Here is a 14084-nt window from a genome sequence, read left to right as displayed (position 1 = left end):
CGAGGCTCATGGTGCAGTCTCGGTGACGCCGCTGAGCGATTCGGCGAAAGCCGCCGCCGCGTGGTTCGGCGGCACGCTCGGTGTCGGGCGCGTGAGTTTCGTCGATGGCGTGGTGCTCAGCGCGCTGGCCATCGCCGCGACCGGCGGCTGATCGACGCCGCGCGGCGTCGGCTGCCGCTTCGCTCCGAACTTCGGGCGTACCTGCTGCGCGAGCCACATGCGCAGCGTTTCGAGCAGCTGCTCGCGCATGCGCCGCTGGCTGAAGGTGTGGTCAGCCTCGGCGAAGTAGTGCAGGTCGTAGCGCTCGTATTCGCCGAGCTTCGGACAGACGTCGAGCAGCTGGTCGGGATAGTTGTAGGTGTTCTGGTATTCGCCCGTGAACAGGAAGAACAGCGGCATGCCGCGCTGCATGAAGCCGGCCACGTCCTCGCGGAACCGCTGCGGGCTTGGCTGGCGGAAGTATTCGGGCTCCTGCACCTCGCCGGCGCCTGCGCCATTGCGCAGCCGCTCGATCCAGTTGAGCAGGCGGCGCGGTTCGGCGAGGCGCTGCGTCAGATGGATCCGGCGCGAGCGCGGCGTGTGGTAGAGGTAGTGATCGAGAAACGCCGCGCCGGCCACGCGCGCGTCGCTGACCGCGTAGCGGTGCGCATCGTGCCCGCCCGAGCAGAGGCCCACCGGAATGCAGCGCCGGGCCAGTTTCAGGCCTTGCAGCGCGTCCATCGCCGCGCGCAGCTCGGCGATCGCATCGCTTTGGGTGGATGTCGCGCTGTCGCCGAGTCCGGACAGGTCCAGCCGCAGACAGACGAAGCCTTCGGCCGCGAATGCGCGCGCCAGATGCACATGCAGCCGATGCGGGCCGATGCGATGTTCGAAGCCGGTGTTCGGAATCAGGATCGCGGGCAGCTCGGGGTCGATCTCGGACGGCAGGCTCAGCATGCCGAGCAGGCGGCCGCCGGGGCCGAACTGCAGCGCCCGTTCGCGCAGGCTCATGGCAGCAGCTCGGCGAGTGCGCCGGCGATCGCGCGGGCGCTCGGTGCCGAGCCGAGCGGCGTGTTGAGCTTGTCGAGCTGAGTCCAGTGCGCGGCCTCGTCGAGCACGCGGCGCTGGACGGCCTGGCATTCACCGCCGCGTTCGATCGTGGTGTCCGCGCTGTCGATCAGCAGCAGCCGCTCGGCCGACAGCCAGGGCTGCGGACGCAGCGCCGCGATCGCGTCGGCGAGTTCGGCGGGCCACGGCGAGCCGAGCAGCTCGTCGGTGGGCAGCGGCAGCGCCAGGCTCTGCGGCCGATAGCGATTCTTGCGCTCGTAGCTCGCCGCATGCAGCACGAGCAATTCGTCGATCCAGCTGCGCCCGCTGGCCGGCAGATCCCACAGCACGAGCTGGTCGGCGCGCAGCCCGCGCGCCACCGCTTCGAGCGCGAGCAGCCCGCCGAGGCGCAGGCCGAGTACGCAGAGCCGCGGGCAGCCCGAAAGCTCGCGCAGCTCCTGCGCTGCGGCCTCGATGTCGTCGAGCCAGTGCGGCAGCCGGGCGTCGGCTTCTTCGCCGGCCGAATCGCCGGTGCACGAATAGTCGAAGCGCAGCGTGTCGAAGCCGAGCGTCGCGAGCTGCTCCGACAGCCGATAGCAGCCACGGTAACTGCGCTGATACTCGGCGCCCCAGCTGTGACAGATCAGCACGGCCGTCTGCCGCGCAGCGGAGCCCAGCGGCTCGCTGCGCATGCCGTAGAGGCGCTCGCCCGGGCCGAAATGCATCGGCTCCAGGCCTGCACTGGTCAGCGTGTCAGGCGTTCCCACAGGGTTTTGAGTCTCGATCGGGTGGGCGGAGCCGTGCGGACGGCGGTCGCCGGCGCGGCTGCGGGTTCATCGATTGCCGTCTGGCCTTGCGCCTCCGGCCTGCGCGCTTCGAGCGCGAGGGCGATCTGGCCGAGCGGCGCGGCGAGCACTTCGCGCAGCGGCAGCTCGAGTGCGAAGCGCTCGCGCAGTCTCGCCGCGAGCTGCACCGCGAGCAGCGAATGGCCGCCGACGTCGAGGAAGCGATCGGTGACATGGAAGTTGCCGTGGCCGAGCAGCTCCTGCCAGAGCTCGGCGACGTCGCGCTCGGCGACGCTGCGCGGGGCGATCGGCAGCACTTCGACGCTCGCGCGCGTCTCGAACGGCGAGGGCAGGCGCTTGCGGTCGAGCTTGCCGTTGGGCAGGCGCGGCAGCGCTTCGAGCATCACGAAATGCTGCGGGATCATGTAGGCCGGCAGCATTTCGCGCAGTCTGCGGCGCAGCACGCTTGCGTGCGGTTGCAGCGCGTTCGCGGGCTGCACCCAGGCGACCAGCCGCGGATCGCCTGGCGAGCGTTCGAGCACGCCGCAGACGGCATCGGCGATGTCCTTGTCGAGCTTGAGCGCGGCTTCGATCTCACCGAGCTCGATGCGATAGCCCCGCAGCTTGACCTGATGGTCGGCGCGGCCCTGGAACACGATCTCGCCGTGCTCGGTCCAGCGCACGACGTCGCCGCTGCGGTACATGCGCGCGCTCGCGCCGCCATCCGCGACGAACGGATCGGGCAGGAAGCGCTCGGCATCGAGTTCGGGGCGATTCAGATAGCCGAGCGCGACGCCGGCACCGCCGATGTAGAGCTCGCCGCTGACGCCGACCGGCACCGGTTGGCGATGCGCATCGAGCACGTAGGCGCGCGTGTTGGCGATCGGCGAGCCGATCGTGATCGGCGCCTGCGCATCGACGATGCGCGTGCCGAGCATCCACACGGTCGACTCGGTCGGCCCGTAGAGATTCCACAGTTCGGCGAGCCGCGGCAGCAGCGCGGCCGCCAGATCGGGCGTCAGCGGCTCGGCCGCGGAACTGCCGATCAGATCGGCCTTGCCCTGCCAGCCCGCGGCGAGCAGCAGCCGCCAGATCGCCGGCACCGTGAGCAGGCGCGTGACTTCGAAGCGTTCGAGTGCGTCGGCGAGCTGCTGGCCGTCGGTCATCGCGGCTTCGTCGGCGATCGCCAGGCGCGCGCCGTGGAGCAGCGGCAGGAAGAATTCGATCACCGAGCCGTCGAACGCGAAGGTGGTCACCGACAGCAGCGTGTCGCGCTCGCCGATGCCGATGCGCGACTGCGTTCCGGCCATGCAATTGACCACGCCGCGATGCGGCACGACCACGCCCTTGGGCTGGCCCGTCGAGCCCGAGGTGTAGATCGCGTAGGCCGGCGCATCGGGTTCGACGGCGGTTTCGATGGACTCGCCGTCGTAGTCGGCGACGTTTTCGAGCGCGAGCCTGGCGCAGCCGAGCGTTGCCACCGCCTCGCTCGTGGCGCGTTCGCAGAGCAGCAGGCGCAGCTGCGCATCGCGTGCCATGAAGTCCAGGCGCGCGACGGGCAGCTCGGCGTCGAGCGGCACGTAGGCGGCGCCGCACTTGAGCACGCCGAGCAGCGCGGCGGGCAGTTCGATTGTGCGCCGCAGGCTCACGCCGACGAAGTCGCCCGCGACCACGCCGTGCGCCTGCAAGGCTGCGGCGATCGCATCGGCGCGCCGCATCATCTGCGCGTAGCTCCAATGGCGCTGCGCATCGGCGAGCGCGATCGCATCGGGGCTGCGAGACGCCTGCGCCGCGATCAGCGCATGAAGGCTCGACTGCGGAAGCTCGACCGGCGCGGTGGCGTTGAAATCTTCGAGCAGGCGCCTGCGTTCGGCCTGAGAGATCAGCGGCAGCTCGCGCAGCGGAGTCTGCAGGCAGGCCTCGGCCTGGCGCAGCAGGTTCTCGTATTCGTAGACGCGGCGGCGTACGTCGTCTTCGTCGAACAGCGCGCGGTTGTAGCTGCACTCGACGACGAGGTCGTGGCCGTTGTCGACGATGTTGAGCGCGAGCTCGAAATTGTCGCAGGCGCGCTGCAGGGTTTCGTAGCGCACCTGCAGGCCGCTGTGCGTGATGTCGTCGTCGCGCACGTCGAGGTTGAAGCCGATGCCGATCAGCTTCGGTCGCGAGGCGTCCTCGGCCAGTTGCAGTTGCGGCAGGATCGCGCCGAAGGTCGCGCCCTGGTTCTCGTAGGCATCGAGCACCACGCGGCGAGTCTGATCGAGCAGTTCGCCGAAGCTCAGTTGCGGCGCCGGCTTGAGCCGCAGCGGCAGCAGGTTCACGCAATGGCCGACCAAGTGCGGACGCTCGTGCAGCGACTGTCCGGCGGCGGCGAGGCCGATGACCATGTCGTCGGCGCCCGTGAGACGGTGCAGATGCGCGGTGAAGCCCGCGAGCAGGGTCATCACCAGGCTGCTGCCGTGCGCCGCGCCGAAGCGGCGCAGCTCGGCGGCGAGTTCGGCCGGCAGGCGATGGTCGTAGCGCGCGGCTTCGAAGCGGCGTTGCGCGGGGCGTGGACGCGCGCTCGGCAGATCGAGCGCGGCCGGGGCCTCGCGCAATTGCTCGACCCAGTAGCGCAGCTGGCGCTGGCCTTCCTCGGATGCGGCGAACGCGTGTTCGAGCCGGCTGTATTCGACGTAGCGATCGGGTGCGTAGGGCAGTTCGGCGTCGCGCCGTTCGACGAGCGCCGAATAGATCGCCCCGATCTCGACGAGCAGCTGCGCCATCGACCAGCCGTCGCAGACCAGGTGATGCGCGACGAGCACGAGACGATGCTCCTGCGCGGACAGCCGGTACAGCGCGAAGCGGATCAGCGGCCCGTGCGTAAGATCGAAGTGCTCGCGCATGCCGCGCCGGGCCGCCTCGTCGAACGTGGCCTGCGGATCGCGCTCGTCCTCGAGCGCGGTCACAGGCAGCGACACCGGCAGCGACTCGTGCACGCACATCCAGCGGCCGTCGGGAGAGAAACTCGCGCGTAGCGATTCGTGGCGATCGACGATGCGCTGCAGCGCGGCTTCGAGGGCCTGCACGTCGAGCGCTCCGCGCAGTTGCAGCGACAGTCCTTCGTTGTAGGCCAGGCTCATCGGCGCATCGAGCGCGCAGGCCAGCCAGATTTCGCTCTGTGAGGCGGTGACCGGCGTGAACGCGCTGAGCGCCGGACCTGCGAACGGATCGTGATCGACCGGCACCAGTCGCAGGCTGGTCGCAGGCGCGGCACTCGCGTTGAGGGCCATCAGATTCTCGGGCGCCATGTCGTTCATGCGGCAAGCTCCAGCTGTAGATAACGTCCGGGCCGCGACGGATCGGGCACGAACCAGGCCGGTGATCCGTCGGCACCGCGGCCGATGCGCGCATGCGGCAGCGGCGGCTCGTCGGTGAGCAGCGTGGGTGCGGGTTCGGCGGCCGCTGTGGCGACCTGCTCGAACCAGCCGCCGCGCTGCATCTGCGCGACCGCGTAGCGAAACGCGTCGACGATCTGCTCGACGTCGGTCTCGCTGTGCGCGGTGCTCAGGAAGCAGGGCCGGCCTTCCCAGATGTGGATGCCGCGCTCGCGCAGGAAGAAGAACAGCAGGTCGCCATGCGTCTGCTCGCTGTCGTACTTGGGCTTCCACAGTGAGGAGTAGCGCACCAGGTGCAGCGGAGCGCCCGCGCTGCGCAGATCCTCGTTGATGCAGTCGACCATGCGCCGGGTTTTCTCGGCGACTTCCTCGGGCCATTGCGGGTGCTCGCGCAACGCGAGCAGGGAGGCGCGCACGGCCGCGAGCGTGAGCGGGTGGCGCACGAACGTGCCGGCGAAGTAGGTCACGCCGGCTTCGGGCACCGAATCGTCGCCGTACTGCCAGTGGCCGCCGTCGAGCGCATCCATGAAGCGCGCGCAGCCCGCGACTGCGCCGATCGGCATGCCGCCACCGAAGACCTTGCCGTAGACGCCGATGTCGGCCTCGACGCCGTAGTACGCCTGCGCTCCGCGCAGGCCCGAACGAAAGCCCGTGATGACCTCGTCCATGATGAAGGCGATGCCGGTCTCGCGCGTGAGTTCGCGCAGCTGCTGCAGGAATTCGCGCGGCTGGAAATCCGGCCGCCGCGACTGCACCGGCTCGATCAGCACGCCGGCGATGTCGTCCGCGCGCTCGCGGATGATGCGCAGGGCCTCGTCGCTGCCGTAGTCGAGAATCAGCGTGTTGGCGACCGATTCGAGCGGAATGCCCGGCGCCGCCGGAATCGAGCGGCCGTTGGCGCCGGCCCGCACGATCACTTCGTCCTGGATGCCGTGGTAGTCGCCCGTGAAGCTGACGATGAGATTGCGTCCGGTGACCGTGCGCGCGAGTCGCACAGCCGCGATCACCGCTTCGGAACCGGTGTTGCAGAAGGCCACGCGTTCGAGCCCCGTGCACTCGGTGAACAGGCGCGCGCATTCGCCGGTCAGCGGCGTCTGCGGTCCGATTTCCCAGCCGATCTGCAGCTGTTTTTCGATCGCCTCGCTGACGAAGGCCGGACGATGGCCGAAGAACATCGAGCCGAAGCCGCAGGTCGCGTCGACATAGCGGTTGCCGTCGAGATCCCACAGGTAGGCGCCTTCGGAGCGCTCGACCACGATCGGGTAGACGAGCTCCTTGATCAGCGGCCGGAAACCCGAAACCGTGCGCGGGTCGGCGAGCTGCGCGCGATGCTGCTGCGCGTACTGGCGTGAAGCTTCGGTGCGCGTGAGGTAGCGATCGGTGAGCCGGACCAGCGAGACTTTCTGCTCGATCGACAGCGCGTGCTGGGCCTTGCGCTCGATGCGCGCGCCGGCGCCGAAGGTCACCGTGCTTGCAGCGTTCGTGTGCGCGGGCGTCGCGTTCGGCTCGGGCTTGTGCAGCGGCACCACCTTGCTGCTCGGTTCGGCGCCGACGTTCTGCTGCGCGAGCCAGGCCTTGAGCAGGTTCACGCTTCCGCAGTCTTCGAGCAGACGGCGGAAGCGCAGGTCGACGCGAAACTCGGCCTTGATGCGGCTCGCCACCTGCGTGAGCGAAAGCGAATCGAGGCCCAGTTCGAGGAAGCTCCTGTCGTACTGCTGAGGCGAGAACTCGAGACCGGTCAGGCGCGTGAGCAAGGCGAGCAGACGCTGCAGCAGGACGTCCTCTTCGACAACGGCGGAAGCAGCTTCGGCTTCGACGGCCGCGCGGTCCGGTTCGGGCGTCGTCGCTGCGATCGCAGACATCGCGACCGTCGCCGCGGGGCCCATCACCGCCGGCTGCAGGCAGTGGATCGTGCGCGCGAACGGATAACCCGGCAGGCCGAGCTTCAGGCGCCGTTCGCCCGCGTAATAGCGGCGCGCATCGAGATCGCAGCCAGCGACGAACAGCCGCGCCGCGGTTTCGAGCAGATGGTCGAGCGCATCGCGCTGGGCCTGCGCGCTGTGCGGCAGCGAGGCGAGCGCGACCGCGCCTTGCGAGCCCTGGCGGATCGCGGTCGTGAGCGTCTGCCCGGGGCCGACTTCGAGATAGACGCAATCGGTTTGCTGCAGCAGCGTCTGCATCGCCGGCCAGAACAGCACGGGCTCGCGCAGCTGGCGCGCCCAGTGATGCGGCTCGACGAGATCTTCGCTTTGCGCCCAGCCGCCGCTCAAGGTCGACACCAGCGGCTTCTGCAGTGGTTTGCGCGAATAGCCCGCGACGACGGCGGCGAAGCGATCGACGAGTGGCTGCATCATCGGCGAATGAAAGGCATGCGAGGTATGCAGCGCCTGGCAGCCGATGTCGAGCGCGTTGAAGCGCTGCTCGAGTTCGGCGAGCGCCTCGCGCTCGCCCGACAGCACCACCACTTCGGGCGCGTTGATGCCGCCGAGGCTCACGCTCGCGCTCAGATACGGTTCGACGTCCTGGGCCGACAGCCGTACGGCGAGCATGCCGCCCGTGGGCATGTCGTGCATGAGCCGTCCGCGCTCGGCGATGATCGCGAGCGCATCGTCGAGTTCGAACACGCCGGCGAGCGTCGCGGCGACGAACTCGCCGAGGCTGTGGCCGACCAGCGCATCGGGCTCCAGGCCCCAGGATTGCCAGAGCCTGGCGGTGGCATAGCTCACCGCGAAGATCGCGGGCTGCGCGAACTCGGTGCCGCGCATCGCCTCGGCGGCGACCCCGGCCTGTTCGGGCTGCGGATACAGCAACTCGCGCAGATCGCGTCCGAGCAGGGGCTGCAGGCGCTCGGCGCAGTGATCGATGATCTCGCGGAACAGCGGCTCGCGCTCGTAGAGCGCGCGGCCCATGCCGACGTGCTGCGCGCCCTGGCCCGGAAACACGAACACCAGGCGCGAAGGCTTGCGCGCTTCGCCGCCGGCTTCGATGCGGCGCAACTGCTCGATCGCCTGCGCGATGTCGCTCGCGACGAAGGCGTCGCGGAACGGCAGCCGCGCGCGGCCCGCGTCGAGCGTGTAGGCGACATCGGCCAGACAGACCTCGTCGCGCTGCTGCAGGAAATCCGCGAGCCTCGTCGCCTGCTGCCGCAAGGCCTCGGCGCTCGCGGCCGAAAGCTTGATCAGCTGCGCCGCGCGTTTGGGCGCCGAAGCCTGCTGCGCGGGCGCTTCTTCGAGCACGCCGTGGAAGTTGGTGCCGCCGAAGCCGAAAGAAGACACTGCGGCTCGGCGAGCGCCCTGCGCGGGCCACGGTGCGTGCTCGGTGTTGACGAAGAATGGCGCCGACTCGAAATCGCATTCGGGATTCGGCGCCGCAAAATGCAGCGTGGCCGGCAGCTCGCGGTGGTGCAGCGCGAGCGCGGCCTTGATCAGTCCGATCGCGCCGGCGCCGGCGTCGAGATGGCCGATGTTGCCCTTGACGCTGCCGAGCGCGATGCGTTCGGCCTGCGCGTAGCCGCGCGAGAGCGCGGCGAATTCGATCGGATCGCCGAGCGCGGTGCCGGTGCCGTGCGCCTCGACATAGCCGACGCTGTCGGCCGAAACGCCCGCGGCCGCGAGCGCGTCTTCGATCACGCGCAGCTGGCCGTCTTCGGCCGGCGCGGTGTAGCCGGCCTTGGCCGCGCCATCGTTGTTGATCGCGCTGCCGCGCACGAGCGCATAGACGCGATCGCCGTCGGCGAGTGCGCGGCTCAGCGGCTTGAGCACGAGGCAGGCGACGCCCGAGCCGAGCACCATGCCGTTGGCGTTCGCATCGAAAGGCCGCACGCGGCCGTCGGCCGACTGCGGGCCGCCGTCGACAGGCCGGTAGCCGGCCTGCGGCAGGTTGATGCGCACGCCGCCGACGATGGCGGCTTCGCAATCGCCGGCACGCAGGCCCTGGCAGGCCAGGTGCAGGGCCACGCCCGAACTCGAGCAGGCCGTCTGCAAGGTCAGCGCAGGGCCGCGCAGGTCGAGCTTGTAGGCGATGCGCGTGGCCGCGTAATCCTTGTCGGAACCGAGCAGCGCATGAAAGCCTTCGTCGCCGATCCGCAGGTCGTCATGCGTGGCGACGTGGCGATCGAAATACTGGTTGTGCGCGACGCCTGCGTAGACGCCGATGCGCGCGCCACCCGGCGCGATGCCGGCGTGTTCGAGCGCATGCCAGGCGCATTCGAGCAGCACGCGCTGCTGTGGATCGGTGAGCTCGGCGTCGCGCGGTGTGTAGCCGAAGAACGCGGCGTCGAAGGCCAGCGGATCGTCGATCGCGGCGGCTCGGCGCACGTAGGCCGGATCGTCGAGCAGCTCGGGCGCGATGCCGGCCGCGAGGAGTTCTTCGTCGCCGAGATCGCGGATGCCTTCGCGGCGCTCGGCGAGCAGCTTCCAGAAGGCCTCGACGTCCGCCGCGCCCGGCACGCGGCAGGCCATGCCGACGATGGCGATCGGATCGTCCGGCTTGTTGCGCGGCTGCGCCGGCGATGCCTCGGAGACGCTACGTGTGGCGGAGCGGCGACGATCGCTGCGCGGCAGGTCGGCGAGCCAGCTCGCGCAGGCCTCGGCGTGATCGCGCCGCAGCAGTGCGGCGAAACCGGCCACCGTCGGTTCGGCGAAGAAGCTCGACAGCGGAATGCGCTGGCCGAGTGCTTCGCGCAGCTTCGACATCACGCGCAAGGCCAGCAGGGAATTGCCGCCGGCTTCGAGAAAGCGATCGTGAACGCCGATGTCGGAGCGGCCGATGATCTCGCGCCAGAGCCTCAGCAGGCGAGCCTGCAGCGCGTCGTTGGGCAGCGCGGCTTCGCCCTGCTGTGGCGTAGGCAGGGGCAGCGAGCGGCGATCGATCTTGCCGGTGGTCAGACGTGGCATGTCGGTGAGCGCGATGAACTGCTGGGGCAGCATCGCCTCGGGCAGCAGCGCGGCCAGGTGGCGGCGCAGCTCATCGGCCGCTGGCGCCGGTTCGCGCGACGTGTACCAGGCCAGCAGGCGTTCGTCCGCGACTCCGAATTCACGCACTGCCGCGGCGGCTTCGACGACGCCCGCATGCGAGGCGAGGGCGGCTTCGATTTCGCCGAGTTCGATGCGCACGCCGCGCAGCTTGATCTGCGCATCGCGGCGGCCGAGATAGTCGAGCGCGCCGTTGCTGCGGCGTCGCGCGCGATCGCCGCTGCGATAGAGACGGCCGAACTGCGGATGCTCGATGAAGCGCTCGCTGGTCAGGTCGGGACGGCCGACGTAACCGCGCGCGAGCTGCGCACCGGCCAGATACAGCTCGCCCTCTTCACCGTCGGCGACGGGCTGCAAGGTTTCGTCGAGCAGGTACAACTGCGTGTTGTCGACGGCATGGCCGATCGGAATGCGGTCTTCCGCCCAGTCGCGGTCGCAGCTCCAGTGGCTGACGACGCCGGCCTCGGTCGGGCCATAGAGATTGTGCAGCTGCACTTGCGGCAACAGGCGCAGGCAGCGCTGCGCGAGCGCGGCCGGCAGCGCCTCACCGGCGGCGAAAAGATGACGCAGCGTGGAGCAGCCCGCGGCGTCCTCGTCTTCGGCGAACGCGGCGAGCATCGACGGAACGAAATGCGCTGCGGTGACTTGCTGCCGCTGGATCAGCGCGGCGAGATACGCCGGATCCCGGTGGCCCTCGGGCTTGGCGAGCGCCACGCGTGCGCCGCACATGAGCGGCCAGAACAGCTCGTACATCGAGACGTCGAAGACGATCGGCGTCTTGTGCAGTATCACGTCGCGCTCGGTGAGCGAATACTGCTTCTGCATCCACTGCAGACAGTTCAGCACGTTGCGCGCGCTGAGCTCGACGCCTTTCGGAACACCCGTCGAGCCCGAGGTGTAGAGCACGCAGAACAGTTCGTCGGCTTGGGTCTCGTGCGCCGGTGCGAGTGCGGCGGACGGCAGGGAAGACAGATTCTGCGGATCGATCCAGCGCGCATCGGCGAGCGCCGGCTGCTGCAAGGCTTGCGGCTGAAGCTCGGCAAAGGCTGTTCGATCGCCGACGATGGTCTTGCACTGCGTCTGCTGCAGCATCGATGCGAGCCGCTGGGCCGGAGCATTGATGTCGAGCGCGAGATACGGCGCGCCGCAGCGTGCGATCGCGAGCAGGCTGGCGACGAGTTCGCGTCCACGCGGCAACAGCACCGCGATCGGCTGATGCGCGCCGCAACCGGCTTCCGCCAGTGCGGCCGCGATGTGTTCGGCTCGCTCGAGCAGCTCGCTGTAACGGAGGCTGCCGGATTCGTCGCTCAGCGCGATCGAGTCTGGCATCTCGACGGCGCGGGCTTCGAAGCGCTTGAAGATCGAGAAGCAGGGCTGCGGAGGTTCCGAACCGCCGTCCGCCGTGCTTACGTAGTCGCTGTGGCCCGAAGCGGATTCGGACCCTGGTAGTCGTCCCTGTGCCAAGCCGCGTCCACTCCCTGGATCGATACGAAAACCGCCTCGCATCCTGCGAGGCGGCAGCGGAAAGTCGTAGCGGTGTTGCGTTGTTGCAGCCCCGATGGCGAGAAGCGCTCGCCAATGACTGCAGAATGACGGACAAAATTTAATGAGGAATGAATCGCTCGTCGGGTTTGCGGGTTCGGCGCCGGGCCGCAGCTTGTTGGGCCTCGTGCCGGACGCTATGTTGCTCGCGCGGACGCAACAGCCGCATCGAAAGCCAGGGAGTGGCGCATGCAGATCCAGCAGGTTCAGTTCCCGCTGCTGCGGGAGTCTTCCAGTTCAAAGACCGCGCTCAAGCACTTGATCGGCCGGCTGTTGCTGAGGCTGATGCCGCGACGCGCGGCGCAGCTCGAGCGTGGCGAGGTCGGGCAGGCGCTCACTCGTCGGGACCGTTTTTTGCTGACGGCGCTCGGCGAGCGTCACGAGCGCGCCGGAACGCTCGACCGGCTCAATGGATTGCACGACTGGCTATGGGCCGGCGAGCAGGCCGTGCGCTTCCACGAGCAGGCGCAGGCCCGTTTCGACAGCTGGTGGCTGCCCTGCCATGCGGACATCGTCGAGGCCCTGCGCGAGCCGATCGAGGCGGATGCCCGTTACCGCACGCTCTGCGAGATCGGCTGCGGCTCGGGCATCGTGCTCGCCGATGTCGCGCGTCGCCTGCCGCAACTCGATCACTTCATCGGCCTCGACCTGAGCGCCGAGCAGACGCGTCTGAACCGGGCCCGTTTCGGCGCGCGTGATCGCGGCGAGGCCGATCTGCGCTTCGAAAGCGGCGATGTGGCCGACTGGATTCCGGCGCACGCGCAGGCCGGCTGGGTCTACCTGAGCAATGCGGGCGTGCTGGAATATCTGCCCGAGGCCAAGCTGCGCGGATTGCTGAGCGCGATCAGCGCCTGTGCCCCGGCCTTGTTCGCGATGGTCGAGCCGCTGGCCGCGGATCACGACCTGGCCACCGAGACCGCCTCGAAGCCCTATGGGGCCGAGCGATCGTGGTCGCATCATTACCCGCAGCTGCTGGCGGACGGCGGCTTCGAGCTGCTCTGGCAGCGGGAACGCGTCTGGGACGGTATCCGCTGGATCATGCTCGTCGCGAGGACGCGCGAAAGCTCGCGCTGAAGCCTGGCCTCAGCGCGAGGCGGCCAGCACGGTGTTGTGCATGAGCATGGTCACGGTCATCGGGCCGACGCCGCCCGGGACCGGGGTGATGTAGGCGGCGCGCTGGCGCGCGACGTCGAACTCGACGTCGCCGCAGAGCCTGCCATCGGGCAGGCGGTTGATGCCGATGTCGACCACCGTCGCCCCCGGGGCGATCCAGTCGCCCTTGATGAAGCCCGGTTTGCCGACCGCGACGATGACGAGTTCGGCGCGGGCGACTTCCTCGGCCAGATCGCGCGTGAAGCGATGGCAGACCGTGGTGGTGGCCCCGGCGAGCAGCAGTTCGAGGCCCATCGGCCGGCCGACGTGGTTCGAGGCCCCGACGACGATCGCCCGGCGCCCGTAGAACGATTCGCCCGAGCGCCGCAGCATCTCGATCACCCCGAACGGCGTGCACGGGCGCAGCACCGGCTGGCGCTGGGCCAGGCGGCCGAGGTTGTACGGGTGGAAGCCGTCGACGTCCTTGTCGGGGCGGATCGCCTCGATGATGGCGGTCGAATCGATCTGCGCGGGCAGCGGCAGCTGGACGAGGATGCCGTCGACTTCGGGGTCGTTGTTGAGTCGTTCGATCTCGGCGAGCAGCTCGGCTTGGCTGATGTCGGAGCCGAATTCCAGCGGCAGCGAGCGGATGCCGATGCGCTCGCAGGCCAGGCGCTTGTTGCGCACGTAGACATGCGAGGCCGGATCATGGCCGACCAGCAGCGTCGCGAGCGCCGGGGCGCGGCGGCCCGAGGCGGTGATCTCGCTGACGCGGGTCCGGAGCTCTTGCTGCAGGGTGTCGGCAATGAATTTGCCGTCGATGAGTTTCGCGCTCATGAATCCGGAGTTCGGCTGCCTGCAGTGGCCAGATGGCGGGGAGAAGATGATGCCAGTGCGGCGCCCATAAAAAAGCCGGCACTGGCCGGCTCTAATGGTACAGACAAGTGGTGGGCTGCCAGGGACTCGAACCCCGAACCTACTGATTAAGAGTCAGCTGCTCTACCATTGAGCTAGCAACCCACTTGTTGCAACTTGCCTCTACCCACTGATTGTGGGGTGACCGACGGGGCTCGAACCCGCGACAACCAGAATCACAATCTGGGACTCTACCAACTGAGCTACGGCCACCGCTGAGGGCGCGCATCATACCAAAACATTTTCGTAAGGAAAGGGTTTTGCGAAAGTTTGTTGCGGCTTGAGGGTGGGGAACGTAACAAAAAGGGGTGGCTCCCGTCCGACCGCGAGAGCCACCAAAGCGCTCGTTGCTCCGGGAGACGGAGAACGGGAGACGC

The 14084-nt window shown here is 68.9% G+C and carries 6 protein-coding genes and 2 tRNA genes; 1 reads left to right on the top strand and 7 read right to left on the bottom strand.

Annotated features, from left to right (window positions below; all coding sequences use genetic code 11):
* Window positions 1-6 precede the first annotated feature (6 nt).
* The 4 genes from AC3WUM_RS12805 to AC3WUM_RS12790 are packed head-to-tail and all read right to left on the bottom strand — an operon-like array spanning window position 7 to window position 11622.
* Window positions 7-990, bottom strand: coding sequence for an alpha/beta fold hydrolase (locus tag AC3WUM_RS12805; protein ID WP_492410697.1), 984 nt, complete (start codon window positions 988-990; stop codon window positions 7-9).
* Complete coding sequence (locus AC3WUM_RS12800) at window positions 987-1793, bottom strand: alpha/beta hydrolase family protein (protein ID WP_492410696.1); 807 nt, start codon at window positions 1791-1793, stop codon at window positions 987-989. The genes AC3WUM_RS12805 and AC3WUM_RS12800 overlap by 4 nt, the downstream gene beginning before the upstream one ends.
* The gene (locus AC3WUM_RS12795; RefSeq protein WP_492410695.1) at window positions 1772-5107 is read right to left on the bottom strand and encodes a non-ribosomal peptide synthetase; all 3336 of its coding nucleotides are present in this window, start codon (window positions 5105-5107) and stop codon (window positions 1772-1774) included. Before AC3WUM_RS12795 ends, AC3WUM_RS12800 begins: the two co-directional genes overlap by 22 nt.
* Window positions 5104-11622, bottom strand: coding sequence for an amino acid adenylation domain-containing protein (locus AC3WUM_RS12790; RefSeq protein WP_492410694.1), 6519 nt, complete (start codon window positions 11620-11622; stop codon window positions 5104-5106). Before AC3WUM_RS12790 ends, AC3WUM_RS12795 begins: the two co-directional genes overlap by 4 nt.
* Window positions 11623-11889: 267 nt before the next feature.
* Between AC3WUM_RS12790 and AC3WUM_RS12785 the strand changes: the two genes are divergently transcribed.
* Window positions 11890-12774: a class I SAM-dependent methyltransferase gene (locus tag AC3WUM_RS12785; protein WP_492410693.1), complete on the top strand. Its 885-nt coding sequence runs from the start codon at window positions 11890-11892 to the stop codon at window positions 12772-12774.
* A gap of 9 nt (window positions 12775-12783) precedes the next feature.
* On the opposite strand, the gene folD is transcribed toward AC3WUM_RS12785, so the two are convergent.
* From folD to AC3WUM_RS12770, 3 genes are all read right to left on the bottom strand, one after another.
* On the bottom strand, window positions 12784-13629 hold the full coding sequence (gene folD / locus AC3WUM_RS12780) for a bifunctional methylenetetrahydrofolate dehydrogenase/methenyltetrahydrofolate cyclohydrolase FolD (protein ID WP_492410692.1): 846 nt from the start codon (window positions 13627-13629) through the stop codon (window positions 12784-12786).
* 108 nt (window positions 13630-13737) lie between these two features.
* Window positions 13738-13812: transfer RNA gene (locus AC3WUM_RS12775), tRNA-Lys, on the bottom strand.
* Window positions 13813-13844: 32 nt separating this feature from the next.
* Window positions 13845-13920, bottom strand: a tRNA-His gene (locus tag AC3WUM_RS12770).
* Window positions 13921-14084 lie beyond the last annotated feature (164 nt).

The sequence above is a fragment of the Hydrocarboniphaga sp. FW305-C-57 genome (assembly GCF_058783045.1).
This window is presented reverse-complemented; position numbering and strand designations above follow the sequence as displayed.

Bases quoted from the DNA above. Each gene is read 5' to 3' on its own strand.
- folD (WP_492410692.1), bottom strand. From the start codon at position 13,629: ATGAGCGCGAAACTCATCGACGGCAAATTCATTGCCGACACCCTGCAG.
- AC3WUM_RS12785 (WP_492410693.1), top strand. From the start codon at position 11,890: ATGCAGATCCAGCAGGTTCAGTTCCCGCTGCTGCGGGAGTCTTCCAGT.
- AC3WUM_RS12795 (WP_492410695.1), bottom strand. From the start codon at position 5,107: ATGAACGACATGGCGCCCGAGAATCTGATGGCCCTCAACGCGAGTGCC.
- AC3WUM_RS12805 (WP_492410697.1), bottom strand. From the start codon at position 990: ATGAGCCTGCGCGAACGGGCGCTGCAGTTCGGCCCCGGCGGCCGCCTG.